This window comes from Sedimenticola selenatireducens (assembly GCF_007625115.1).
GTDB lineage: Bacteria > Pseudomonadota > Gammaproteobacteria > Chromatiales > Chromatiaceae > Sedimenticola > Sedimenticola selenatireducens_A.
Window position 1 is genome coordinate 1 of record NZ_VMNH01000033.1, and the last position, 25,838, is coordinate 25,838.

At 48.4% G+C, this 25,838-nt stretch carries 26 protein-coding genes; 12 read left to right on the forward strand and 14 right to left on the reverse strand.

The window, feature by feature from the left end:
• Positions 1 to 188: 188 nt before the first annotated feature.
• The 4 genes from FHP88_RS18180 to FHP88_RS18195 form a co-directional block, all read right to left on the reverse strand.
• Positions 189 to 578: a hypothetical protein gene (locus FHP88_RS18180; RefSeq protein WP_144360542.1), complete on the reverse strand. Its 390-nt coding sequence runs from the start codon at positions 576 to 578 to the stop codon at positions 189 to 191.
• Between the two features lie 159 nt (positions 579 to 737).
• Complete coding sequence (locus tag FHP88_RS18185) at positions 738 to 1,097, reverse strand: hypothetical protein (RefSeq protein WP_144360543.1); 360 nt, start codon at positions 1,095 to 1,097, stop codon at positions 738 to 740.
• A gap of 282 nt (positions 1,098 to 1,379) precedes the next feature.
• Complete coding sequence (locus FHP88_RS18190; protein WP_144360545.1) at positions 1,380 to 2,612, reverse strand: dihydrolipoamide acetyltransferase family protein; 1,233 nt, start codon at positions 2,610 to 2,612, stop codon at positions 1,380 to 1,382.
• Between the two features lie 2 nt (positions 2,613 to 2,614).
• Positions 2,615 to 4,729: an alpha-ketoacid dehydrogenase subunit alpha/beta gene (locus FHP88_RS18195; protein WP_144360547.1), complete on the reverse strand. Its 2,115-nt coding sequence runs from the start codon at positions 4,727 to 4,729 to the stop codon at positions 2,615 to 2,617.
• A 445-nt stretch (positions 4,730 to 5,174) separates the two neighbouring features.
• Here FHP88_RS18195 and FHP88_RS18200 point away from each other — a divergent pair, with 445 nt between their 5' ends.
• Together FHP88_RS18200 and FHP88_RS18205 are read left to right on the forward strand one after the other, a co-directional pair.
• A complete protein-coding gene (locus FHP88_RS18200) occupies positions 5,175 to 6,152 on the forward strand; it encodes an HDOD domain-containing protein (RefSeq protein ID WP_144360549.1) in 978 nt (325 codons plus the stop codon).
• 1 nt (position 6,153) lies between these two features.
• Positions 6,154 to 6,831, forward strand: a complete 678-nt coding sequence (locus FHP88_RS18205) for a nitroreductase family protein (RefSeq protein WP_144360550.1) — start codon at positions 6,154 to 6,156, stop codon at positions 6,829 to 6,831.
• A 61-nt stretch (positions 6,832 to 6,892) separates the two neighbouring features.
• On the opposite strand, the gene FHP88_RS18210 is transcribed toward FHP88_RS18205, so the two are convergent.
• Positions 6,893 to 7,513 (reverse strand): pyridoxamine 5'-phosphate oxidase family protein, encoded by a 621-nt coding sequence (locus FHP88_RS18210; protein ID WP_144360552.1) that lies wholly within the window; start codon positions 7,511 to 7,513, stop codon positions 6,893 to 6,895.
• A gap of 100 nt (positions 7,514 to 7,613) precedes the next feature.
• On the opposite strand from FHP88_RS18210, the gene FHP88_RS18215 reads away from it, so the two are divergent.
• From FHP88_RS18215 to FHP88_RS18225, 3 genes are all read left to right on the forward strand, one after another.
• Positions 7,614 to 9,089, forward strand: a complete 1,476-nt coding sequence (locus FHP88_RS18215; protein ID WP_144360554.1) for a PLP-dependent aminotransferase family protein — start codon at positions 7,614 to 7,616, stop codon at positions 9,087 to 9,089.
• A gap of 57 nt (positions 9,090 to 9,146) precedes the next feature.
• Entirely contained in the window at positions 9,147 to 9,587 is a 441-nt protein-coding gene (locus FHP88_RS18220; protein WP_144360555.1) for a DMT family transporter, read from the forward strand.
• 193 nt (positions 9,588 to 9,780) lie between these two features.
• A complete protein-coding gene (locus FHP88_RS18225) occupies positions 9,781 to 10,674 on the forward strand; it encodes a DUF3179 domain-containing protein (RefSeq protein ID WP_260843368.1) in 894 nt (297 codons plus the stop codon).
• A 12-nt stretch (positions 10,675 to 10,686) separates the two neighbouring features.
• Here the strand turns inward: FHP88_RS18225 and FHP88_RS18230 are convergent, their stop codons facing one another.
• Entirely contained in the window at positions 10,687 to 11,610 is a 924-nt protein-coding gene (locus tag FHP88_RS18230; RefSeq protein ID WP_144360557.1) for a TauD/TfdA family dioxygenase, read from the reverse strand.
• Between the two features lie 155 nt (positions 11,611 to 11,765).
• Entirely contained in the window at positions 11,766 to 12,119 is a 354-nt protein-coding gene (locus tag FHP88_RS18235) for a 4a-hydroxytetrahydrobiopterin dehydratase (protein ID WP_144360559.1), read from the reverse strand.
• Positions 12,120 to 12,270: 151 nt separating this feature from the next.
• On the opposite strand from FHP88_RS18235, the gene FHP88_RS18240 reads away from it, so the two are divergent.
• On the forward strand, positions 12,271 to 12,738 hold the full coding sequence (locus FHP88_RS18240) for an Lrp/AsnC family transcriptional regulator (RefSeq protein ID WP_144360561.1): 468 nt from the start codon (positions 12,271 to 12,273) through the stop codon (positions 12,736 to 12,738).
• A 1-nt stretch (position 12,739) separates the two neighbouring features.
• Here FHP88_RS18240 and FHP88_RS18245 read toward each other — a convergent pair whose 3' ends face one another.
• The 3 genes from FHP88_RS18245 to FHP88_RS18255 all read right to left on the reverse strand — a co-directional run bounded on the left by FHP88_RS18245 (position 12,740) and on the right by FHP88_RS18255 (position 15,441).
• Positions 12,740 to 13,555, reverse strand: a complete 816-nt coding sequence (locus tag FHP88_RS18245; RefSeq protein ID WP_144360563.1) for a transglycosylase SLT domain-containing protein — start codon at positions 13,553 to 13,555, stop codon at positions 12,740 to 12,742.
• Between the two features lie 143 nt (positions 13,556 to 13,698).
• Positions 13,699 to 14,526, reverse strand: a complete 828-nt coding sequence (locus FHP88_RS18250; RefSeq protein WP_144360564.1) for a universal stress protein — start codon at positions 14,524 to 14,526, stop codon at positions 13,699 to 13,701.
• A gap of 84 nt (positions 14,527 to 14,610) precedes the next feature.
• Positions 14,611 to 15,441: a Rossmann-like domain-containing protein gene (locus FHP88_RS18255; protein WP_144360566.1), complete on the reverse strand. Its 831-nt coding sequence runs from the start codon at positions 15,439 to 15,441 to the stop codon at positions 14,611 to 14,613.
• Between the two features lie 185 nt (positions 15,442 to 15,626).
• Between FHP88_RS18255 and FHP88_RS18260 the strand changes: the two genes are divergently transcribed.
• From FHP88_RS18260 to FHP88_RS18270, 3 genes are all read left to right on the forward strand, one after another.
• Positions 15,627 to 17,081, forward strand: coding sequence for an aminoacyl-histidine dipeptidase (locus FHP88_RS18260; RefSeq protein WP_144360568.1), 1,455 nt, complete (start codon positions 15,627 to 15,629; stop codon positions 17,079 to 17,081).
• A gap of 126 nt (positions 17,082 to 17,207) precedes the next feature.
• A complete protein-coding gene (locus tag FHP88_RS18265) occupies positions 17,208 to 18,086 on the forward strand; it encodes a phosphoribulokinase (RefSeq protein ID WP_144360569.1) in 879 nt (292 codons plus the stop codon).
• A gap of 65 nt (positions 18,087 to 18,151) precedes the next feature.
• On the forward strand, positions 18,152 to 18,367 hold the full coding sequence (locus tag FHP88_RS18270) for a segregation and condensation protein A (protein WP_313957300.1): 216 nt from the start codon (positions 18,152 to 18,154) through the stop codon (positions 18,365 to 18,367).
• 19 nt (positions 18,368 to 18,386) lie between these two features.
• On the opposite strand, the gene FHP88_RS18275 is transcribed toward FHP88_RS18270, so the two are convergent.
• Genes FHP88_RS18275 through FHP88_RS18285 form a run of 3 tightly spaced genes read right to left on the reverse strand, consistent with a single transcriptional unit; the run spans position 18,387 to position 20,713 of the window.
• Positions 18,387 to 19,295: a carbon-nitrogen hydrolase gene (locus tag FHP88_RS18275; protein ID WP_420493009.1), complete on the reverse strand. Its 909-nt coding sequence runs from the start codon at positions 19,293 to 19,295 to the stop codon at positions 18,387 to 18,389.
• A gap of 20 nt (positions 19,296 to 19,315) precedes the next feature.
• Positions 19,316 to 20,380 (reverse strand): agmatine deiminase family protein, encoded by a 1,065-nt coding sequence (locus tag FHP88_RS18280; protein ID WP_260843370.1) that lies wholly within the window; start codon positions 20,378 to 20,380, stop codon positions 19,316 to 19,318.
• A gap of 42 nt (positions 20,381 to 20,422) precedes the next feature.
• Entirely contained in the window at positions 20,423 to 20,713 is a 291-nt protein-coding gene (locus tag FHP88_RS18285) for a hypothetical protein (protein WP_144360575.1), read from the reverse strand.
• 108 nt (positions 20,714 to 20,821) lie between these two features.
• Between FHP88_RS18285 and FHP88_RS18290 the strand changes: the two genes are divergently transcribed.
• Together FHP88_RS18290 and lolD are read left to right on the forward strand one after the other, a co-directional pair.
• Entirely contained in the window at positions 20,822 to 22,069 is a 1,248-nt protein-coding gene (locus FHP88_RS18290) for a lipoprotein-releasing ABC transporter permease subunit (protein WP_144360576.1), read from the forward strand.
• A complete protein-coding gene (lolD, locus tag FHP88_RS18295; protein ID WP_144360578.1) occupies positions 22,062 to 22,763 on the forward strand; it encodes a lipoprotein-releasing ABC transporter ATP-binding protein LolD in 702 nt (233 codons plus the stop codon). Before FHP88_RS18290 ends, lolD begins: the two co-directional genes overlap by 8 nt.
• On the opposite strand, the gene FHP88_RS18300 is transcribed toward lolD, so the two are convergent.
• A complete protein-coding gene (locus tag FHP88_RS18300) occupies positions 22,764 to 23,276 on the reverse strand; it encodes a DUF2062 domain-containing protein (protein WP_144360580.1) in 513 nt (170 codons plus the stop codon).
• Positions 23,277 to 23,515: 239 nt separating this feature from the next.
• On the opposite strand from FHP88_RS18300, the gene FHP88_RS18305 reads away from it, so the two are divergent.
• Positions 23,516 to 25,828 (forward strand): DNA internalization-related competence protein ComEC/Rec2, encoded by a 2,313-nt coding sequence (locus FHP88_RS18305; RefSeq protein WP_144360581.1) that lies wholly within the window; start codon positions 23,516 to 23,518, stop codon positions 25,826 to 25,828.
• The last annotated feature ends 10 nt before the right edge of the window (positions 25,829 to 25,838 follow it).

Consider the following 25,838-nt stretch of genomic DNA (forward strand, 5'->3'; position numbering starts at 1 on the left):
ACAGCTTCTCTGCGAAACTCTTCGGTATAGGCTGGTTTTCTATGCTTTGTCATGTGACATCTCCGTGCTAGACCTAAATCTAACTATAGAAGGTGTCTACTATTCGTGGGTAACTCGGTCATTTAACGCCTAATTAACTGGCGGAGGTGCGTCAGCACCGGAGTCCATGTTGAATTTCTTGTTAGCTGCTATATACATAATAATTGCTTAACTATATCAACAGTATTTTCATTTTTAAGCTCATAACCAATAAACGCAATATCTTCTGATATATTTGTGATTGCATCATAATAACCAAGAGCTAATTCTCTTTTATACTTAATGCCTAATTCAGTTAAATATGGTATAGCAATTTCTAAATCATTAGAGATTGATTCAGTTTTATTTATATTTATGCCAATATTCCAAATCGGATAATCATTTGGCTTTTCGTCTGGGCTTTTTTCATATTTATCATTTATAACCTGATAATTATATCCACCTGCACTAATCCAGGAATTTAACTCTTTCAGCATGGGTTCTGAGACCTCTTTTAAATCATACCCATCAATATATATGTATATGCCTGTAAAATTCATTTTTTGCAGCTAACGCTAAGCTAAACGGCGTAGTAAAGCTGGCGGCTTTTTTGGAACAAAAAAGATGACAGGTTTACGGAGTCCGTTTTGAGCGCCTTGTTAGTTGATTTTTGCTTGCGCGCCCCAAACGCTTTTTGCAGTACACCACGCCAAAAACAATTAAAGTTTAGGAACATTTACCAGTTCATGGTCAATTTGATATTCAATATAAACTCTCAAATTTCCGATTGATTTAGAAACCGCACCTTGTAATTTCCCCAACAGCTCATTTGCTTCCGTATAGTTCTGCACATTGTGACCATTTTCTTTGCAAAGGACTAAATCTAGAAAACCACCCATATTCGGCATTGGAATTAATTTATAAAGCCTAATTGCTTTGTCAAATTCAAAACTCTCAATAGCTTCTTTAATTGGGTAAAACCTGCCAGCCCAAGTATATTCATTACACCGTTCTAAATGAGCGATTAGCTGAGTCAATGCTTCAAATGCGTTTTCTGATTTTTCTTCTAGCGACGGCATACATTTTCTTCTCAACTAACAGTTGATTATGCGGCTTCTACGCTGCCATAAGTGAGAAATGCAGCAAGCACGCACGAATATTTGTATTATGCGGCATATTGTTCTACGCATTATATTTCCTGTTGTTGATCAGTCAGGAAGTGTGCCTGGGAGGGATTATTCAGCATCCTGCCAAGTGTCTTTCCTTGAATCTTTGTAGATTAGCAGAGGCTTGGAGGGAGGTGAAGTAATTTCATGTGCATAATGAATCGGGATAGCAATTACACGGCGGTTATTACCAAATCACTTCCACTCTTCAATCACTTCAACAAAACGGGTTAAGAAACGGTTGGTCTGATAGGCGTCAAGTGCGCGATGATCGATGGTCAAAGTGATATAGGCCATGGGGCGAATCTGGATGGTGTCAACGCCGTCAATCTCTTTAACAATCACTCGCTTCTGCATCTTGCCAATTCCGAGGATGGCGGATTGTGGTTGGTTGATGATGATGGGCGTTGCCACCAGGCTGCCACTGACACCGTGATTGGATAGGGTAAAGGTGCCGCCCTGTATCTCAGCTGGGGAGAGCTTTCCACGGCGCGCCTTTTCTGCTAATTGTTGCAGTTCACTGGCGATGCCCAGCAGGTTTTTATTCTGCGCTTGATGCAGGACGGGTACGATTAACCCTTTGTCATTCAGTGCCGTACCAACCCCGATATTCATGTCACTGAATAGCTCCAGGCTCTCTTCATGAAAGCGACTGTTGATTTGGGGTACCCGTTGCAGTGCTTGCACGGCGGCATAGACAAAATAGGCGGTAAAGGTTAAGTGAGTACCATGTTGTTCAAAGTGTGCTTTGTTTTGCTTACGATGCCGGGTTATGGCGCTGAGGTCGGCCTCAAATATGCTGGTGACATGGGGTGCGGTATGCAACAGGCTCTCTGTCATATGTGCCGCGATACGCCGACGCATGTTGTCATGGGGTATATGAGTTGAGCTTGTTGATTGACGTGTTTCCTCTTTCCCTTTAGTTTCAATAGCGGTTGCACGTTGCACGGTTTCAGCAGGGGAGGTAGGTGTCTGTTTGAGATAGTTCAGGATGTCCTGCTTCGTAACCCGTCCGCGTTTCCCTGTACCCTCAATCCTGTTCAGATCTACGGGATGTTGCTTAACCAGTCGGCGTACGGCTGGACTGAGTAAAGCATGATCAGGTGTATCGGTTTGACTGTCGGAATCGATCGGGTTGGATACGGGTTCTACTTGATCAGTGATGGCCGTTTTATCACCTGACCCGGTGAGTTCGATCCTTCCAAGCAGCGTTCCTGGGGTCACATTATCCCCGGGCTTTTTAAAGATATCTTTCAGTATACCGCTGGCTGGTGCAGCTACTTCAACCATCACTTTGTCCGTCTCAATATCAACCAGGGGCGCATTGATGGTGACAGATTCACCCGGCATCTTAAGCCAGTTAGCCAGCACATGGGCGGTTCCCTGTTGTTCGCCTTCGGGAACAATAATGTCGACCATTTGTACCATGACTATATCTCCAGTAATTCAGTGATGGTTTCAACGATCTTGTTTTCTCCTGGTAAAACAGTGTTCAAGAGAACAGGGCTGTGTGGGCTGGGTATATCCGGCATCGCGAGGCGTTTGATCGGTGCATCCAACTCAAAAAATACAGTCTCGGTTAATGTAGCGGCTATCTCTGCGCCGAAGCCGGCGGTTATATTGTCTTCATGAACAATCAGGCAGCGACTGGTCTTGGTGACTGATGTAACAACGGCCGCTTTATCCCAGGGCGATATGGTGCGCAGGTCAATGACTTCGATCTTTCCGGGAAACTGCTTTGCGGCTGCTTCACAACGCGGAACCATGGCGCCCCAGGTTACGATGGTCAGATCTGTACCTGTTGTCACTGTCGCCGCCTTACCAAAGGGGATGACATATTGATCACCCGGGTAGGGGCGACGTGCCCAGGCATCATCCAGCATAGCGCGATGTTCGAAAAAGATCGTGGGGTTGTTACTGCGTAATGCCGTGCGCAATAGTCCTACGGCATCTTCAGCATTGGATGGCATGGCGACTTGCCAGCCGATGGCGTGGGCCCATTTGACCTCTTGACACTGGCTATGCCAGGGATCGCCGCATTTAAAAAAACCGCCCGCTATTCGAACCACCATGGGTGCGGCGAAACGGTTTTTAGTGCGCCAGCGCATAGTGCCCGTGTCATTAAGTTGTTCTTCAGCCGGGTCGGCATACTTTCTGAACTGGATCTCTGGAACCGGCATCAAGCCGGCCTGAGCCATGCCGATTGAACGACCAATAATCCCTTCTTCTGAAAGACTGGTATCGAAGACTCGCTCAACACCAAATTTTTCTGCCAGTCCCATGGTGACGGCATGTACGCCACCCTTTGCGGCGACATCTTCTCCAAATACCAGCAGTCTGTTGTTGTTGCTGAGTTCATAGTCCAGTGTCCTGCGAATGGCAGATACCATATTGATTCGGGTTGGTTCAGGTTCTGCTGTCTCTGATGATTCTGGAAACAGTGTGCCTTTGGGGGCCAGTCCTCCCTGTTCCTGGATATCGAATGATCCGTCCTTGTGGGTTTCGCAAAATACATGCCGTTGTATATCGTGAGTTTCTGGAATGGGACGCTGTTTGGCTTTCTCCAAAGCCAAAGAAACATCACTTTCTGCTTTAGCTTCCAGTGCCTTCCACTCCGCTTCAGTAAGCAGATGATCAAGCAGATAGGTCTTCAGTTTTGGTAACGGATCACGAGATTGCTCTTCAGTAATCTGTTCAGCAGTTTTGTAGGCTTGGGTGTCCTGTGCTGAGTGTCCAGAGAGGCGGGGCACTTGCAGACGGAGTAATACTGGACCCTGATCCGCACGGAGATGTAGCAGGGCGTCATTGATCAGGGCGCTGGCCTCTGCTGGATCTGATCCATCGCCATCAAGTATCGTGAGATTTTTAAATGCTGCAAGATTGGCGGCGATGTTTTTTCCAGGGGTCTGCTTATCTGAGGTGACAGAGATGCCGTAGCCATTATCTTCAATATAAAACAGCATGGGTAACTTCATGGTGGTGGCCATGGTCAGCGATGACCAGAAGCCACTGGTCGCCGTTGATGCCTCGCCACCATGCGCGACTGCGATGCAGCCTGCATAGCTGTCGTCATTCAAGACCCGTTGATAGTAGTGAATGGACTGAGCCCAGCCGGCCACCGGTGTGTATTGTGCGCCGACGCCACCACTCATGGGCAGACCGCAGGGACCATTCAGATTCGGAAGGTTATGGACAACACCGATATCGCGTCCATCACTGTAGCCTCCTGCCCGCATAAGGGGGCCAGCCATGGCATCTTCAAATGAGAGTCCCAGTGAAAGCATGAGTGGCCGTGAGCGATAATACCCAGCTAAAGCATCACGCTTACCGGTCATGCGTGTGCCGAGAATGATTTGAGCCAAGTCATGACCACGGGCTGAAAATTGATACAGCACTTCTTTGCTAGGGACCAGTTCACGCTCTTCGATTCGGTCCATTGCCCGGGATACAAACAGCAGATAGGCAATCCTTTTCCAGTCAAAATTCACTTCATCAAAAGGCGTATGCTTGTGTGAGATGGGCTGAACTTTGGATTTTGTACGCATGGTTTTACACTCAGATTGACCCGTGTTGACTTGAAACTTGGCAGACCCATCCGTGATGGATTGGTCGCATTGTTTAAATCGCTTTGATAAAAGTGTAGATCTTGGTGTCAGGTAAGTCCTTGCAAATTACTTGGTTATACGTTTAATAGCGGTAATTACTTCTAATTATATTTCTAATAAAGGAATAATTTACCTTTTGGGGATAGGATGGCAGTCTGTTCTACCAATACGCTGGCCTCTGCGGGATCTGACCGGTAGACCCTTTGTCTTATTCTCTAGTGATTAGCTCGTGTGATTTTGAGTTGCAAAGCAAGTCCCATAATTTCTTAATGCAAAAGACTATGTTTATTATGTATATGTTTGTATGCTATGAAATTATTCATGGAATCAGTTGTTATGATTTCATCTATAGCCAAGTAATACAGAAAGGTACTGGGAGACCTCGATGATCTGCATCAGTTGCGGTAGAACACACCGCTATATTGCCTCTTCAATTGATCAGGGAATGCACTGGTTGCGTTCAGATGATGCTGTTGGATTGGGCATCTGCTCATTCTGTGAGGATTCAGTGCCAGCGTGGGATCAGGGTGCACGTGATGTCAGAACCCTGGCCATCGCCAAGGTCAGCAATAAACGTGAAACTGATCTTCCTGGCTGGCTGATTGAGAACGCCAAAATTCCTTCATTGCCCCATGTGCTGATTGAGATCTACAAAGAGCTGGAGTCCGATACTGCGGGTATTGAACGCATGATCGAATTGATCCAGACAGATCCTGGCTTGACCGCGCGGTCGTTGCAACTGGGTAATTCGGCTTACTACGGATCATCCAAGCAGATTACCCAGGTAGCAGACGCTATCTTGCGAGTGGGTCCCTTTGATCTTTGGGCTTTGTTGATATCGACAGAAGTAAAAAGTCTGTTTTTTGGTATTCGCCCTGATCTCCTAGATATGAATATCTTCTGGCGTCATTCTCTTCTGACGGCCTGTGCTTGTCGCAAACTGGCTGAACAACAGGGGATAGGATCTCCGGGAGACCTCTTTATTGCTGGGCTGATCCATGATGTGGGTAAGTTGGTTTTTCTTCAGCAGATGCCGATTGAGTATGCCGATGTAGTTGCTTCCCATACCTTTGGGGATGACTGTAGCCAGCTTGAAGAGCGGTTGTTGAGTGTTAATCATGCAGAGATAGGTGCGAAACTGTTTGAGTCTTGGAACTTCCCGGAGCGCTTGATTCAACTTACCGCTGAGCACCATAGCGCCGACGCCGACGATCCAGATGTAATGCTATTGCGCCAGGCTAACGGATTGGCACATCACTACCTTGACCGACAAAGCAGTGATGCTGATCAGGAGGGTGAGCAGCAAGTAGATATGGGACCAATCATCGCACTTTATGAACGATTGACAGAATTGGTACTTTAAAATGAGCGAAGGTGATCACAGGCATATTCCGCTTAGCCAATATCAAGCGTTGCCTTTGCCTGAAATGCAGCAGCGGGCTGAGCAATTTTTTGACTTAATGAGGCGCCGGCGCAGTGTCCGGGCCTTTTCTGAGCGCCCTGTTGATCGTTCCATTATTGAAAAATGTTTGCTCACTGCCGGACGTGCACCGAGCGGCGCTAATCAACAGCCTTGGAAATTTGTTGTCGTCAGTAATCCTGAATTGAAACGGACTATTCGTTTGGCAGCTGAAGAGGAAGAGCGCGAATTCTATGCCGGTGGCGCATCAGAGGAGTGGCTGGATGCATTGAAACCGCTTGCAACCGATGCGGAGAAACCGTTTCTCGATCATGCGCCTTATCTCATTGTTATCTTCAGTGAAAACTATGGTGTGGATGATGAAGGGAACAAGATCAAACACTACTATGTGCGAGATTCAGTCGGCATCGCTACCGGCATATTGATAACAGCGATCCACAATGCAGGCCTTGCCAGCTTGACCCATACACCCAGTCCGATGCGTTTTCTGAATCAGATCTTGGATCGACCCAAAAATGAAACACCGACCATGATCCTGGTTGTGGGTTATCCGGAAGAGGGCGTTACCGTTCCGGATATCGACAAAAAAGGGCTGGATGAAATCGCCGTATTCAAATCATAACCGGTGATGTTCTTTGTCGATCGGTCCCCGATCGACAGAGTGTGAAAAGCTGTAGGCATGGTCAGGCGTAACTAATCCCGGGTTTCAGATCAGGTGCTGGTTGTGGTTCATGCTCTTCGACGGCAATGGGTATCACGCCTGCCCAAACGTCTAGTTGCATATCTTTTGGGCTATCAATCGGTGGGCCACTCCTGGCCTTAGCCGACGCCTCCTCTATTTCAAAACGCACAACAGAGGTCGCCTTGGCTTCTTCATCCGTCGCTGCTCGGGCAACACGGGTGCGTCCCGGTGCCAAATGCTCTGTAATGGTGATCAAGGCTTGATGCTTTTCGGCTAAATCTTCTACGTGTCTAGCCGTTCCAAAGGCCACCACCGACCTGAAATTGAGCGAGTGATGAAAGGTTGATCGTGCCAACACCAGTCCATCCAGATGGGTCACGGTTACACACACGGGTATCCCGCTTCCTAGCTGCTTCAGCAGGCGGGAGTTGGGTGCACCATGCAGATAAAGTGCGTTTCCGTGTCGGGCATAGGCCATGGGTATGACAAAGGGCTGAGCTTCGACGGTAAAGCCAACATGACAGATCTTACCCTGATCAAGAATTTCATAGATTGTCGGGTCATCGTAGTGCCCACGGTCTTTGTGTCGGTGTATCCGGTTTCTGCTGGTGATTTCGCTCATTTTTCTCTCCGATCAATTCTGTGGACTATGATTGTCTGTTAATGGCACTATTAAAAGAGCCAAATTAGATAAAAGTATAGGGCCCAAGTTAGGAGGGCAGATGTTGATTAATCTGGATGGCGAGGGCCCGCTGTATATGCAGCTTTATCGCGCCATTAAACAGCAGATCCTCTCCGGTCTTTTGAACGAGGGTGAGAAATTACCCGCAACACGGAGTTTGGCTGATCAACTGGCTATCTCGCGCAATGTGGTGATGCTTGGATACGACCAGCTGAAAGCTGAAGGCTACGTTATCGGAGGTTACGGCGGGGGAACTAGGGTGGTTCGGCGTCTTCCAGATGAGCGACTGCAAACGGTTAGATCGGAAAAGCGTTCTATTCAAGTAAGGTCTGAACCCGCGGCATTATCAGAGCAGGCGCAAATAGCGTTGGCCTACTGGCGGGCCAGACCGCAGCTGTCATACCAGAGTGATACGCCGCTACTCTATGATTTCAGATACGGGGATATCGATGTTGATCCGCAATCCATCAAGATCTGGAAGCAGTTGAGTAGTCGATTGTTTGATCACAGGGTTCATCAATACGGAGATCCCCAAGGCGATCTTCTTTTGCGTGAGCAGGTGGCCGATTACGTCAATCGCAGCAGAGGATGTCACTGCAGTGCGGATCAGATAGCGATTGTGAATGGTTCGCAACAGGCGCTGGATATTATTGCGCGCATGTTCATATCACCGGGTGATTCGGTCATCGTGGAAGAGCCAGGCTATCAGGCCGCGAAGGCGGTGTTTCAAGCAGCAGGTGCCACGGTGTTACCGAATGCTGTAGATACCGATGGCATGCAGACTGAACGCTTGTCCAAGCTAAACAGCAAGGCGCGGTTGATCTATGTAACACCCTCCCATCAGTTCCCTACAGGTTCAATTCTCTCGCTGTCACGACGTTTAGCCCTGCTGGAATGGGCTGATCAGCAACAGGGTTATATTGTTGAAGATGACTACGACAGTGAGTTTCGTTTTGAAGGACGGCCTATTGCGGCGCTCCAAGGTTTGGATGAAAGTGCTAGAACGCTCTACATTGGTACTTTTTCCAAGGTGCTGTTTCCTGCGTTAAGAATTGGCTATGTGATCTTGCCACATCATCTTGTTGAAACTTTCATTGCACTACGCTGGCACTCAGATCGTCATACCAACACACATCAGCAACGTGTATTGGCGGAATTTATTGGAGCAGGCCACTACGAACGTCATTTGAGACGAATGCGTAAACGGTATGAGATTAGAAGACGGTTATTGATTGAAAACCTGTCACGTTGTTTTGGTGAGGCGATTGAGTTGCACGGCATCAATGCGGGGCTGCACCTTATGCTGGTGTTTAAGGATCAGTCGTTAATGAAAAAAGAGCAGCAGTTTTTTACTGAGGCACGCGCTGCTGGGTTAGGGATCTATCCTGTTTCACCGCTCTATCAAGTTGCACCTGATCGTTTAGGATTGTTGATGGGTTATGGCGGCATTGACGAAGAGGCGATAGAACCTGGAATCGCTTTGCTCAAGCGTGTGACAGCACCTTTTCTATCCTAGAGAAAAATACAGTACCAGTGTTATGGTGTATCTAAAGTCAATCAACGGGGATGAATTATGACAAGCCACTTTCTACTTTCACTGGTCGCGGTTGTCGGTGGCATTGCTGTAGCACTGCAGGCGCAGCTGATGGGATTGCTCGATAGACAACTAGGTACTGTCGAGAGTGTGTTCATCACCTATGGCAGTGGCGGGTTGCTCATCGGATTGATCATTTTGTTTATGCGTGGTGGTAATCTCACACTGTGGCATAGTGTTCCCTGGTATGCCTTATTCTCGGGTGTGATTGGCTTGGTGATTGTGGCCGCCATTGGCTTCAGTGCACCCCGATTAGGTTTAGTGACAGCCTTTACCATTATGGTTGCAGCGCAGTTTATTGTGGGTGCTTTTCTTGATCACTATGGTTTTCTCGGTGCAGAAGTGAGGCAACTCAATCTGGAGAAAATAGCGGGGATGCTGACGGTACTGGTTGGCGTCTGGCTAACTGTTCGCAGTTAAAGCGTATGATGATTTGCAATGCCCGATGGTCAGTCTGAAATATAATGAATCCAAGCAAGGTCTATTATCTATAGAGCGATATGTTTGAATCCACAGGGTTCAGTATGGGCGCTGATTATTCAATATAAGAGTTCGTGTAATGTCCCGATCTCCACACTATCTATTGATGATAATGGTTACAGGATGGGCCTATTTGGCACAGCCTAGTACAGGCCATGCTGTACGTAAGGGCGATTTTGAACTCTCACCTGACACCTCCGCCATCCCGATTGAAGAGATTCACTCCGGTGGACCACCCAAGGATGGTATTCCTTCTATCGATAAGCCCGTGTTTTTAACACCCGATAAAAGTTCGCAGCAAGATCAGGATCGGATACTGGGTTTGATGTGGAATGGTGTCGCCAAGGCCTATCCGATTAATATTATGAACTGGCATGAGATCGTTAATGATCAGTTTGGGAAAGAGCCTGTAGTAATTACCTATTGTCCCTTGTGCGGGAGCGGCGTGGCCTTCGAGGCGCAAGTGGGTGATGAGACGCTTCAATTTGGTGTCTCTGGTCTGCTTTATAACAGTGATGTTCTGCTCTACGATCGAAAAACTGAGTCGCTGTGGTCGCAACTGCTCTCACGGGCTGTGACGGGGAAGATGAAGGGCACACGCCTGAAGGTGTTGCCACTGATGGTGACCACATGGGCTGAGTGGAAACAGCTCTATCCGGAAACGGTGGTCTTATCCCGTGATACAGGACATTTCAGGGATTATGATAGAGATCCTTATGCAGGTTATGAAACCAGTCAAGGTATCTATTTTCCTGTCAGCAAGAAAGATCCCCGTTACCACCCCAAAGAGCAGGTCCTTGGGTTGGAGATCAATGGTCAATTCAAGGCCTATCCATTGGCAGAGCTGAGTCTAACCAAGGGCAAGTTAAAGGATGAGTTTGCTGGGCAGGTGTTGAGGATTGAATATAATCCTGCCAGTCAGAGTGCGCGCTTCTATGATCTTGAAGGCACCGAGCTTGCGGTAATCCGTACCTTCTGGTTTGCATGGTATGCCTTCCATCCAGAAACAGCGGTCTATAAGCCCTGATATTTCCGCTGTTTAAATGTATTGCTCGATACCAGTCCCTTTGAGTCGATCATAATAACGGGCACGATAGAGGTGGCGAACACCTTGTTCGTCATCAGTAAATGCAGTCCGATCATGCAGGATGTTATTGCTGATTAAACCCATGCCGGCTTCCAGCCTCCCGCGAAATATATAGGGCGAATCACTGTGCAGGATTTCGCTTAGGGCATCCAGTGCCTGACGTGTTAATGGGTCTTCGGACCAGATGACATGCCGTGTGCGAATGGTGTAACGCATGTGCAGGTTCCCGCACGGCATGATGGAGAACACGGGGCCGGTCTCTTCTTGGCGGGCAACTTCACCCTGATTCATCCGTGGCGGTATGGTCATCACCTCTGGCCCCATAAGCGCCGAGATAAAACTGGGGTCGCGATCTCTCAGTAGGATATAAGCGATCTCGTGGTCGAGTAGGGCATTCTCTCCCCCCTTACCGGCACTCTCAACACAATGTAGAAGTAAGGAATGGATCTGCTGTTCAGGCCGATTGTAATAACCGTCGGTGTGCCATTTGATCGCACGATTAGAGTAGGGGATATATTGTTGCCGGACACCCTCGGCGGCCACTTTCAATGATGTCAGGCCCGTATCATCTGACAACCAGTTGTGGTTGAGTTCGCGTGCACCAAACTGTCTTCCCAGTGCAAGCGGAATTTCAGGATCGGGATCGGAACCTGTTTCACTGATGTAGATTGCCATGTTGGCTTTTTGCACGCGGGTTTGAATGGCGGCGTATTCTTCGGATGTCAGATGCCTGGGATCTTTGACCGATACCAGTAACTGCTCGATGGTGGTGGGGTAATTGGCCAGTTTCTGTTTGCGCCAGGCTTGGTAAGTGGCCTCATCCTCAAGATGAAAGGGGGTTTGGATTGGATCTGAAGAGCGCGCAGAATGAGGCATGAGCTACAACCGTGAATGTGTAATGTGCATAAAATATTAGCAATTACTAAACAACCGCGCCAATGCAAAACAATAATGGAGCAATTAATAGTTTAATAATGTAAATTATTCAATTGCATAAGAATAATAATTAATGTGAATTATAGGTTAAGTATTCATTCTAACGCATCAATTTTTGCGGCACAAATGAAATCATTTTCACTCAGCCCTCCAATGGTGTGGGTGCTGTACCTGACCTGACAACGATTATAATTGACGATCAGTTCCGGGTGATGGTCCTGTCGGTTTGCGATCCAGGCAACGGCATTTACGAATGCCATTGTCTGATAATAGTCCTTGAACTTAAATGTTCGCGAAATCTCTTTTGCTGATGAGGCTAGCACCCAGTCAGCATTCAGTTGAACCAAGAACGCCTTACATTGTGTAGCGGTAAGCATGGCTGTTGCAGTAGTGCAGGCAAGGCATTGGCGCTCATTTAGCGCTGTTGTTGATTGAATACGTTGAGTCATGCCGTCTCCAGAAGATAGCGCACAAACCTATCGTGCAACGGGGTTACAGAGAGTATGGCGTAAAATTCGCCAGCCGTGTTTACCGATAGATTGGGTGCATCGGCAATAAGGAAAGGTTGCGTCTAGTGGAGAAAATGGGGTAGAAACCGCTATGGATCTAGATAAACTCGATAAGAAGATTCTCACGCTGCTTCAGACCGACTCTTGTCTGACCAATAATGAGTTGGCAGAGAAAGTGGGACTATCTCCATCGCCTTGCTGGAGGCGGGTAAAGCGTCTGGAAGAGGAGGGGATTATCACCTCTCGGGTAACCTTGCTCTCTCCGGCTTCTGTGGGATTGCATGTCTTTGCCTATGCATTGGTGTCGCTCGAAAATCACAATAGTGAAACACTGGCGGCATTTGATCGCTTTGTACAAGAGTCCGATCAGGTTTTGGAATGTAGCTCAATGAGTGGCAGTTATGACTATCTTTTAAAGATTGTCAGCCACAGCATGGATGACTATGAATTATTACTGAGTGGACAGCTACTGAAGTTGAAAGGTGTTCGATCAGTCAATACCAGCTTTGTCCTGAGCCAGAAGAAAACAACCACCGCCTTGCCCTTGAACTATATCTAGCTCAGTTGCTGATCATGCTGAGTGTGATCTCCCCGATATTTGGATGAATACGTTTGCTGTATTCGCGGGTAATGCGCTTGACGTAGTTCTGTGTTTCACGATAGGGCGGAATGCCACTGTAACTTTCAACAGCACCTTCCCCTGCATTGTATGCAGCAAGTACTAAACTTACCTCTCCCTCAAAGCGCTGAACCAGCCATTGAAGATAAGCCATTCCGCCATGCATATTCTCAGCAGGATTCCAGCTGTCATTGACACCAAATCGGCGTGCTGTGGCAGGGATTAGCTGCATCAGTCCTCGGGCATCCTTGTGTGAATGGGCCTTTACATTAAAGTCAGATTCAGCCGCGATGACTGCCAAAACCAGCCCGGGTTCCAATCCATATTCCGGTGCCCAGAGTTTTACCCAGGCCTCTATCTGTTGGCGATTGGGCTGACGGTTGTCGCTCAAACTACTGCAATTGGGATCATTCTTTGGGGTTACGTCGGCAAAAATATTCAACATACGCTCAGCAATGGGGTCCCCGACTTCGGCTGCTCGGCTAAACCATCCCGCCGCTACAGCTGGATCTTGTGCCACGCCGCGTTTGTTAAAGTACATCCATCCCAAATCATAATAGGCGTCCTGATTACCCAGATCGGCTGCCATGCAGTAGAGTCGGAAGGCTTTCTGGTAATCCTGATTAACACCGCGACCATGCTCGTACTGAATCGCAAGATTGCGCAGATGCACCTTATCAATGCGTTGCTCTGCCAGGAGTGTCAGCGGCAGCAGCATGAACAATAGTAAAAGGTTACGTAAGTTTGACGCGTACATGTTTAGTTGCCAGAGCGGTAATTTCCGTTATGCCAGCAATTAATGTTCCACTAATATAAATCGTTAGTTAATACAATAAGATAGAATCAGATGTGAAGAGGTGATAATGGTTGGGTGTAAAATTACTCGACAGCGGTTAATTCTTATTCATGAACTACAAGTACATCGCATGTGCTTCCATTAATAACTTGCTGGGCTTTTTTACCATGCAGCACACAGAGCCCCTTAAATTTATGGGAACCTATGACGACCAGGTCTGCATTATGTTCAGTTGCAAAAACACACACGGCTCGGCCAACCGATTCCTTCGTGACCAATACCTCTTTTTCAATCTCGATCCCTTCAATGACTGCGGTAAAGGCGTCAAGACCGCGAAGACGTAATTTCTTGATCTTCTCTTCACTGTCTCCCTTGTCGGGGTCAAACAGCTCCACCACGTTCAGTAGAGAGAGTCGAGATTGGAAGCGCTTAGCCGTTCTGACGGCCTTGTAGATCGTCATTAGACCCTGATCATTTAAATCGGCGGCAACCACGATATGCTGGTAATCACGTGGTGGCGCAGTGGGTGAATAGCGGTGTGAATGAACGATCAGGGCATCGCAATCACCGTGATCACAGCTCTCTTTACTGCTTTTAATGAGTAACGGGGCAAGTTCCGAATAAACTTTGTCATCCAGTACGATCAGATCACCACTCACTTCATTCGCGAGATTGATGAGTTCAAGCCAGTTGCCTTGTGCACTTTTAGTACCGGTGATTTCGGCATGGCCGGTGGTCAGTTGGTTAATAATATCAGTACTGGTTTGCTCAGAAACAGAATCTTGTTTAGTCGTGATGACATTCGCCAACGTTACTTCACTGTTTAGTTTAGCCGCAACATTGACTGCACGAATGACTGCCGGCTGATTGGCTGCACTGGGGGTTAATGCGGCAACAATACTGTGGTAACCAACGGATTGCTTAGAAGTCATGCAGTTATCACCTAGGATATTGAAGACAGGGTAAGGATAATGGGGATTGGCCTTCGAATACAACCTCCATGATTACCGCTAGCCTTAATCAATGTGCTGTAGAAGGGATGCCAGACCTGGATAGATATCCTGGGTCAATTGGTATTTACGCCCGGCTGAACCCCAAGATTCACCCTGTGACATAGCCAATTTAAGCGCATCCAGATTATCGACAATAAACCCACCGGTAGAGTGGATGCCCAGATCAAACAGAATGTCAGGTAGTCCGCTGGCACTGGGTCCAATAAGATTGATTTTTGCCGGATCTTTGGCGGCATGAACGATGGATTCAATGGTATTGTTGATTAAGGTTGATGCGGTGCACAGGATGTAATCACAATCGGCAAGTGCTTCAGGTGTTGTGTAGAGTTTTAGGGAGAGTTCTGGGGGAACACGCTCCGGTTGTTGTTCAATAACCGTGACTTTTTTTCCCTGCTTAATATAGCGTTCGATGAGTGGGCGAAAAAAACCGACCATGCCTATATGGCTGTCGGAAATGTTGCTGTCGGATCTTTTTTCAAGGGCTGACGGATTAAAACCGGCCCTTCGCATAATGTGTTGGCTGATGGCATTGAAAGCACCCAGGGCGAGTGCACTGGCAGGGATGTTGATACCATCCAGTTTCTGGGCAATCTGGAGTGGTGTGACACCAATACATTGCTGTCGTTGGCCATGCAGCCATTCAAGCGTGTTGTCCAGACAGGTATAAAATGGGCCTGCACTGCCATCTTCAAGTATCACGAATCCAAAGTTATCCTTGATGTCATCTTCATTCGATTCGTCTACTGCGGGTAATAAAATTTCCTTAATAACAGGCGGTGAGATGGCTTGCTCAATCTGCTTGATGAGTTGATGATATTGATTAAGGGATGACATAGATAAGACTCTGGTTATTCATTGGTTTATCGATCGCTTTTATATTCAGCGTCTCGGGTGGTGACTCTATACCCTGTGTTTTTTTGTTCTTCTTGACTGCAGGATAATAGTAATTATTGGGTAACGATCCTAGCGGTACTATTAGTTATTGCCAATAGCGCTAATAGTATCTACTCTGATTCGCCATGAATGATCTAATCTCCAAACTTTCACCTCAGCCACTTTGGCAACATTTTTATCAACTGACACAGATACCCCGACCCTCGCATTTTGAGGCGGCTGTTCAAGCCCATGTCATCCGCTTGGGAGAACGTCTCGGGTTAGAGACGATCCGTGATCAAAACGACAATATCCTAATCAGAAAACCTGCAACTCCGGGGATGGAGCAGGCTCCCGGAGTGATATTGCAAGGTCATCTGGATATGGTGCCGCAGGCAAATGCGGATACACAGCATGATTTTACGCAAGATCCAATCACCGTAGTGATTGAGAAGGATTGGGTAAAAGCCAAGGGGACAACCCTCGGGGCGGATAATGGCATCGGTGTAGCGGCTGCATTGGCGGTACTCGAGTCACGTTCGATAAAACATGGTCCGATAGAGGCGCTCTTCACCAGCAATGAAGAGGATGGGATGACAGGGGCCTTCGGTGTTCAACCCGATCTTTTAAAAGGTACTGTTCTGCTGAATATGGATTCAGAAGATGAAGGCGTGCTTTGTATTGGCTGTGCTGGTGGAGCCAATGCCACAACCACCCTGCGCTATATTCCTGAGCCTCTGGAACCGGGCAAGATGGGCTATTTGATCGCTATACGTGGTTTGAAAGGCGGACACTCTGGGGTCGATATCCATCGCGGAAGAGCCAATGCCAATAAATTATTGTTTCGTCTGATCGCCGGGGCTGCCAATCTGTTTAAGCTCCAACTTTGTTGTGCATCTGGCGGCAATATGCGTAATGCCATTCCTCGCGAAGGGACGGCTGCTGTGGCGGTTTCCGCTTCTGATGCGAATGCGTTTAGACGCTATGTATCGGAACAGTCGTCGCTCATCACGGCTGAATATGCTGTCAGTGAACCCGACTTGGTCGTTGAGTTTTCTCCAGATGACTCAGTCACTGACGCTCTCCCGGAGAAACTTCAACGAGATCTCTTGGATTGTTTAAGTGTGGTGCCGAATGGTGTGATGCGAATGAGCGATGCCATGCCGGGTCTGGTTGAAACCTCTACCAATCTGGCCATCGTTCGAGTTGAACAGGGCGCTATTGAGATTAAGAGTTTACTGCGAAGTTCGGTAGATTCAGCGCGGGATGATCTAGCGGCGGTGCATCAGTCACTCTATAGACTCCTGGGGGCAGACACACTCATAGACGGTGTTTACCCAGGATGGAAACCAAACACTGAATCTCCACTATTAAAAACAATGCGCCAAGTCTATCAAGAGATATTTGATGCAACGGCCGAAATTGGGGCCATTCATGCGGGTCTTGAGTGCGGGATTATCGGTGGGCGGTATGAAAACCTCGATATGATCTCATTTGGGCCAACCATACGTTATCCGCATTCACCCGATGAGTGCATGCATATTCCATCGGTACAGCGTTTCTGGGATTTGCTGGTGGCAACCCTGTCACGACTGGTCTGATTGCGGGTTGCCAAAAATTCATTTATAAAACAAAACGATAACCATAAGTTGTGGTTTCTGATGGCATAAGAAAAATTGAATGTATGGCGCATTGCAACAACCCGGGGAGTGTATTACGGTTTCGTAATGTCTATTAAACATCCCATAATTGTTATTACTGGCTCCTCAGGCTCCGGCTCAAACAAAGTCAGTGATGTATTCAGCCACATTGCCTGGCGTGAAAAGATCAAGCCTTTCATTATTTCCGGCAGTGCCTTTCATCGATATGAACGCGATGAGATGGCGCAAAAGGTGGAAGAGGCCTGCGCCGATGGACGCTATCTCAGCCATTTCAGCCCTGAGGGAAATCAGCTGGATCTGTTGGAGAATCTCTTCCGCGAGTTTTCAACTGATGGAACGGGGACATTTAGACACTATCTGCATACAGAGGAACAGTCTCTCGAATTTAATCAGCCGGTAGGTTCTTTCACGCCTTGGGAAACCATGCCAGAAGGGATTGATCTACTCGTCTATCAAGGTCTACACGGTGCTTTTGTTAGTCCGGACATCGATATAGCGGGCTATGCAGATTTGACACTTGGGGTAACGCCGATTGTGAATCTGGAATGGATCCAAAAGATACATACGGATATCAAAAACCGGGGTTATACCTTGGAGTCCGTACGGGGTGCAATCCAACATCGCCTGCACGATTATGTACATTACATAACGCCTCAATTCTCCCACACAGATATCAACTTTCAGCGCATACCGTTGGTAGATACATCCAATCCATTTGATGCCAGAGATGTCCCGCAAAATGATGAGAGCATGGTGGTGATCAGTTTCAAAGAGCCAAGAGATCATGACTTTGCTTTTCTTCTGAGTCGTATAGAAGATTCCTTTATGTCGCGTCGCAACTGTCTGGTCGTTCCGGGTGGTAAAATGGAGTTTGCTATGGAGATGTTGTTGAACCCATTAGTGCATGAGATGATGGAAAAACGACGTCAAGCTCAGGAGTATTAATTATCACTTCCGAAAGAGAAAAAGATCGCGCTATTCTTCACGCCATGCGTAAAGTGTTGACTGCTGTGATTCGCGATACAACGCCCCCACCGGGTATGCGACATACCTTAACGGATGAAACGATTCAGGATATGCGTGTCTGTCTCGGTATGATTACCGCGAGGGAGAAAGAGTTGGGTGATGAGGCTGGAGAGGCCCCGTCACGTCCCTATTATGTGGACGAACAACCGACCTCTAAGGTTGTCCCGTTTGACCTGTCAGGCAAGCAAGATAAAGAGTGAACGGCCGTTATAAGCTGATTCAGATGTCATCGATATAACGACGTTGTAGATCAGCAAAGGAATCAATGCGTCGATCCCGTAGAAACGGCCAGATTCGGCGGACAGATTCGCTCCGTGCCATATCAAGATCGACGAGTAAATTTTCCTCGCTTTTACCCGCGACGCCCAGCAGTTCTCCTTGTGGCCCACAGGCAAAGGAGTGACCCCAAAATGTGATCCCCGCGCTGTGCCCGGACGGATCGGCCTCATGGCCGACGCGGTTGCAGGCTATTACGGGTAGTCCATTGGCGACCGCATGTCCGCGCTGTACCGTTACCCAAGCCTCTCTTTGACGCTGTTGTTCGTCCTCGGCGTCGTTTGGATCCCAACCAATCGCGGTAGGGTAGATCAACATCTCAGCGCCGGCCAGGGACATCAATCGTGCAGCCTCGGGATACCATTGGTCCCAGCAGACCAGAATACCCAGTTTACCGACGGATGTTTGAATGGGTTTGAAGCCCAGATCGCCCGGGGTAAAATAAAACTTCTCATAGAATCCGGGATCATCCGGAATGTGCATTTTTCGATAGCGACCGGCAATGGAGCCGTCTGCATCTAATACCACGGCCGTGTTGTGATACAGACCCGCTGCGCGTTTTTCAAACAGCGAACTGACGATTACCACACCCAATTTACCTGCTAATGCGCTGAACTGATCCGTTGATGGGCCAGGGATGGGCTCGGCCAGATCAAACAGTCGGGTCTCTTCGGTTTGACAGAAGTAGAGACTGTTATGCAACTCTTGCAGCACGATGAGCTTGGCGCCAGCACTCTGTGCCTGTTCAATCTTGTCACTGATCAGTGCAACGTTCTGATCTCTGTCATCTGAACAGGCGTGCTGAATCAGGGCCACTTTGAGGTTTTTGCGGATTACAGGCATCGGTTTCATCTGTTTTGGGTAATCGGTGACTAGGCGCTATGTTTTAACCCTGAAGTGATCAACTTCACCTGCTCAGGGAACTGCATGGTAATACAATGCAAGCTGCCATTTTGACGAATCAGCGGAGAACAGTCTATGGGTATGATTTCACGGTCAGGAAAACAGTCTTGCAGGCAACGAATGGCTTCGGCATCCTGCTCAATATTATAGACGGGTAAAAGCAATGCATGATTGATAATTAGAAAGTTGGCGTAACCAGCCGGAAGTCGTTCACCTGAGTCGTCAGTGATCGGTGGAATCGCTGGCAATGGAATCAATCGGTAAGCTTCGCCATTGCGTTGCCTGAATGCGCGGAGTTCCGCCGCCATGGCTTCTAATTCTGGGAAGTCGGGATCATCCTGAGTGGCCGTGGCATAAAGGAGGGTAGCCGGATCACTAAATCGGACAAGTGTATCGATGTGTCCATCGGTATCATCGCCGGAAAGATGGCCATGCTCCAGCCAGAGATAGCGATCAAATCCCATCTCTTTGGATAACAGTGCTTCAACCTGGTCAACCGAAAGCGTCGGATTGCGACTCTGTGTCAGTACAGAGCTGCGTGTGGCGAGTAGCGTACCAAGGCCATCTGTTTCAACAGCGCCACCTTCAAGAATCATTGGAACTGAGTGGTGTGGTGTATTACCAAACACGCCATTCTTGAATAGAATCGGATTGATCTGATTATCCAGGTCAGCCGGGTACTTTCCACCCCAGCCATTAAACTGGAAATTCAGCAGCAGGGCTTCTTCGTCATTCAGGCATGTGAGTGGTGCATGATCTCTGGCCCAGGTATCATTTGATGGGGCGACAGCGAATCTAACGCGATCCAGATCGATCTTATGACAGGTGAGTTTGTTACAGACAGAGTGCTGATGATCAATACTGTTGCATACAACCAGCAGTTGCTGAAAACGGGTTACCTGCTGGCTAATGGCGAGATAGACCTGTTCTACCTCTTCAAGATGTTTTGCCCAGTCAGTATTAGGATGAGGCCAAGTCAGCATCACGGCAGATTGTGCCGCCCACTCAGCAGGAAGGGTGTATTCGGGTTTCAAGGTGGGTCCTGCAGACGCCGATCAGTGACCGGCGTCTGAAAATTAACGGTGTACGACCGTATTAATGACGTATTCGTGTTCAAAGTAGACGGTAAAGTCGGCATAAACCCAACGACTGATGGGCGGCTCGCCTACCCAGGGCATCTCCTGCTCCGGGGTGCCAAACTGAGTGCGAACGCTGTCCATGGTTTGACCGGTTCGGGGTCTTGGTAACCCTTCACTACTGTTGGCCGGGACCTCCGAAATCGCATCAATCAGGAGTACATCGGCCACTGTCAGGGGGGCAAAAGAGGCCATTGCGGCGACCAGAAACAGTGTTGTAATGGATTTCATGATTTTGGAACTCCTGTCCTAAAATTCTCTAAGGTAAAATATAGCATTTTGATCTAGATCCCGAAACACAAAGGTGTTTCTTTTCAGAATATGGTTTAATGCGCGCCTATGTATAAGCCTCTCGAACTCTATATTGGATTGCGATATACGCGCGCCAAGCGCCGCAATCACTTCATCTCATTCATCTCCATCATCTCCATGTTGGGGATCATGCTAGGTGTTGTGGCACTGATCACGGTGCTTTCTGTTATGAATGGCTTTCACAAAGAAGTCCGTGAACGAATTCTCGGAATGACCTCCCACGCCACAATCTCCTCCTATCAGAACAACCTCAAGGAGTGGGAAGAGGCGATGAACCTCTCGACATCACATCCCAATGTGGTAGGTCAGGCACCCTTTATTGAAGCACAGACAATGCTGACGAATGGGCAGAAGGTCAATGGTGCCATTTTGAGGGGTATTCTGCCTGGCTATGAGACACGGGTCTCTGAGGTAGGCGATCACATGCTGTCGGGGCGTCTGGATCAACTTGAAGCGGGTAACTTCGACATCGTACTCGGTAAGGAACTTGCCTTGCTGCTAGGTGTGAGTGTAGGGGACAAGGTGACCGTGGTTACCCCGCAAATACGCGTCACTCCGGCTGGGGCCATGCCACGGCTAAAGCGATTCTCGGTCATTGGTATCTTTGAAGTGGGTATGGGCGAGTATGATAGGGGATTGGCGCTGATTCATATGCAGGATGCAGCGAAGTTGTTAAAAATGGACGAAGGTGTCACCGGCGTGCGGCTCAAGCTGGATGATCTCTATCTGGCGCCGAGCGTTTCAAGAGAGCTCGCCAAAGCGTTACCCGGTGTTTACCGGGTGAGTGATTGGACACAGCAGCATAGAAATTTTTTCAGTGCACTGCGCACTGAAAAGCGCATGATGTCGCTGATTCTGTTTCTAATAGTTGCTGTGGCCGCTTTCAATATCGTATCAACGCTGGTCATGGTGGTTACTGACAAACAGAGCGATATCGCCATCTTGCGTACCTTGGGCATCTCTCCTGCCAGTGTCATGGGCATCTTCATGGTGCAAGGCGCAACAATAGGCTTTGTAGGAACCGTGCTGGGTATTCTGGGTGGCATCCTGTTGTCGCTTAATCTGGAGGCCCTGGTGAAATCTATTGAACAGCTCTTCAGTGTCAATTTTCTCGATCCGAATATTTATTACATCAGCACGCTCCCCTCTGAACTGGATTGGAATGATGTGGGAATGATCAGCATCAGCGCCTTTATGATTACTCTGGTTGCAACGCTTTACCCTGCATGGCGAGCTTCCAGGACACAGCCGGCTGAGGCGCTGCGCTATGAGTGATCAACAGCCAGTGATTGCGTGTCATGATCTTACCCGTACGTTCAAAGACGGGACGCTGAATGTGGATGTGCTTAAAGGCGTCACCTTGAGCATTGAAAAGGGGGAGCGAATTGCCATTGTGGGCAGTTCAGGATCAGGAAAGAGTACCTTACTGCACTGCCTGGGTGGACTGGACAAGGCGACGAGCGGAGAAGTTCTGATTGATGGCAAGGCGCTCACTAAGATGAGCGAAAGCGCTCGGGGTGAGTTGCGCAACCAGTCATTGGGATTCGTCTATCAGTTCCATCATCTGTTGCCTGAATTTACTGCCATGGAAAACGTGGCTATGCCGCTTCTGATTGGTCAATGCAGTGTTGAGCAGGCACATCAGCGCGCGGTTGATATGTTGCGCCGGGTTGGGCTGGAACACAGAACCGGCCACAAACCCGGTGAATTGTCTGGTGGTGAGCGCCAGCGTGCTGCCGTTGCAAGGGCTTTGGTTAACAACCCCCGCTGTGTATTGGCTGATGAACCAACGGGTAATCTCGATCAGAAAACAGCCAAACAGGTGTATGAGTTGATGCTGGAGCTAAACCGGGATCTGGAGACAAGTTTTATTGTGGTTACACACGATATGGGCTTGGCAGGGAGTATGGACAGAGTGCTGCATCTCTCTGATGGTGTCCTCGGATCTTTCTCTACAGAAGTGGGATGATTACTTATTCGCGCGACGATTTTTCCAGTGGCTGATGATATGCATTCGCCACAGCCCTCGTATCCCTAGATACCCAGCTAACGCAGCAATCACCCCGCAAACCAGGCTGCCTAGATAGAGCGGTTGCCAGATATTCCCCATGCTCTGAGTAAACCACTCCATTGTGAGTTCAAAATGACCGTTCATGGCTGGCTCACCGGTGATCCATGTGCCGACCAGATAGTTAAAATAGAACATAGGTGGCATGGTGATAGGGTTTGAGATCCACACCAGCGCGACAGATAGGGGCATATTGACGCGCGTGGGTATGGCAGTGGCGGCAGCTGCCACCATCTGAAAAGGCATTGGGATCATGGCCCAGAAGAGCCCCACCGCAAAGGCACCGGCAACTGAGCGGCGATTCATATGCCACAGATTGGGATCGTGGAGCAGTTGACCGAATACTCTTAAGTGCTTGTGATTACGAATCGTCTCATGATTTGGGGTGAACCGTTTGATCAGGTTTTTCGGCATACAACCTCTTTCAGCACTCTCAATCCCCTTGGCAATCCCCCTGTGCGGGCGAGGTATTGAAGCATGGTCTAAACGATTTGACCAGTATCTATACAAGCGGCTGTGTTCAGCGGAAACTTAGCTGCGCTGGTAAATATATCTAATAGGTTGTTTTTAGCCAGAATTTGCTGGTATTTTTTCAGGGCGGGATTTAAAGTGTTTACACATTAAGTGAAATATCATCCATCCAGGGAAGGAAGATGATCCAGAAAACCATGGCCTTTGTCATTGGGGCCCTGCTGCTCCAATACCAATCAGAATTGCCTCACTTCGGCTGGAATCTGTTACTTATTCCTGTGGCACTGATGGCTTGGTATTATCGAACGAGCTTATTCGTTCACTTTCCCGCATTCCTGATTGCTGGCTTTTTCTGGGCCTCACTACACGCGCATCAGTCACTTACACCTCAGTTAATTCCTGAGCTTGAAAAGCAGGATCTGTTAGCAACAGGTGTTATTTCATCATTGCCCGATATCACTACAGAACGTACGCGCTTTGAATTTGTTATTGAACGGTTAGTGCATGCGGGTGAATCGATCGATTTTCCCCGGCGGATACTTTTGAGCTGGTATCGAAATGCACCTCCCTTGGCTGTTGGTGAGGGCTGGCAATTAGTGATCCGATTAAAACGCCCACATGGCATGTTAAACCCGGGAGGAGGGGACTATGAGCGTATCCTCTATATCAACGGGATAAAAGCCACCGGTTATGTGAGAGCGGGGGATGATAACCGTCGTCTCAATCCAGCCGGCAGCGGTCAGCTATTTAACCGGCTTCGTGAACAGATTCGATTCAGAATCGACCAAGCTATAGAAGATAAAGGCATTCAAGGCATTGTCAGGGCATTGGTTATTGGTGATCGAAGTTTGATTGTACCCGATCAATGGGAAGTTTTTCGCCAGACGGGAACCAATCATCTGATGGCGATATCGGGACTCCATATTGGTATTGTCTCCGGATTGTTTTTCTTTCTGGCGAGTGCGTTATGGAAACGCTTTCCGCGCGCATGTCTCTGGCTGCCTGCACAACAGATAGGCGCAATTGCGGCACTGCTCTCTGCATTTTGCTATGCCGGGTTTGCGGGTTTTGCCATACCCTGTGTACGGGCACTCATCATGCTGAGTGTGGTAATGGGTAGCCTGCTCTACAAACGCTCGATTAGCCCCCATCAGCCGCTGTGTTTTGCACTCTTTCTTGTGGTGCTACTGGATCCTGTTACGGTTATCTCAAGCGGTTTTTGGCTCTCATTTGCCGCGGTCACCATTATCATGATCACTATGCAGGGGAGGGTTGGCAGCCGAAGTGCTGTATTGTGGAGTGTGGTCAGAATTCAATGGGTTGTTTCCCTTGGGTTGGCCCCGGTTCTATTGTTGCTGGGTTTCGATGTCCCCTTGCTATCCCCATTGGTTAATTTTTTGATGGTCCCACTGTTTTCACTGTTGTTGGTTCCTCTATTGTTGTTGACGGTTGTTCTGCTCTGTAGTTGGACGGCACCCGGTTTGTTCTTACTGATGCCATCGGTGTGGTTAATCGAAAAAATTCAGTGGGCGCTTGCCTGGATAGCTGATTATGATTTGACAGCCTCGCTGTTGGGAACCCCACCGACCTGGATGCTGATGGGCCTGTTGCTCTCGATACTCTTATTACTCCTGCCTGCGGGTATACCGGGTAGATGGCTGGGATTATTGCTGCTATTTCCGCTGATACTCTTTAGAAATCCTCCACTGGAAGCCGGACAGGTTCATTTGACACTGCTGGATGTGGGGCAGGGCTTGGCTATTGTTGTACGCACTGCCCGTCATGTGTTGTTGTACGATGTGGGTCCGAGTTACCCGTCTGGATTTGATACCGGTAAATTGGTAGTTCTGCCCTTTCTGAAATCACAAGGTATTAAGCATATCGACAAGGTAATTGTCAGCAACGGGGACAGTGATCATCGAGGCGGTCTTCATGCCGTCATGGAAAACCGCTCCATAGGTGAACTGTTGAGTGGTGAACCACAACGAATACCGGGCGTAACGTCTGCGCAATGTCTGGCTGGATTAAATTGGGAGTGGGATGGGGTCAGGTTTGAAATACTACACCCGGACGGTACCCGTGATTGGAAAGGTAATAATGCCTCTTGTGTATTGGCGGTTCGTAGTGGCACGGGCCAGTTGCTGTTAACGGGAGATATTGAGGCGGCGGCGGAAGCCTCACTTATTGCGCACTATTCAAAGCGTTTAACCTCCCAGGTTGTTACAGTGCCGCATCATGGCAGCGCCAGTTCATCGGGAAAAGATTTTATTAAGATGACGCAGGCCCAATATGGTTTAATCTCGGCAGGTTACAGGAATCGCTATAATTTTCCCCGTGAGGATGTTCGATTGCGCTGGCAAAATGCCAAAACTACTCTCCTCAATACAGCAGAAAGTGGGGCAATATCACTTATTCTGACGCCAGATGGTACCATTCATGGACCTTGGGCCTATCGTGCAGCCAACCGCCGTTACTGGATGTCTGCTCCAATGTGACGTGAGATCG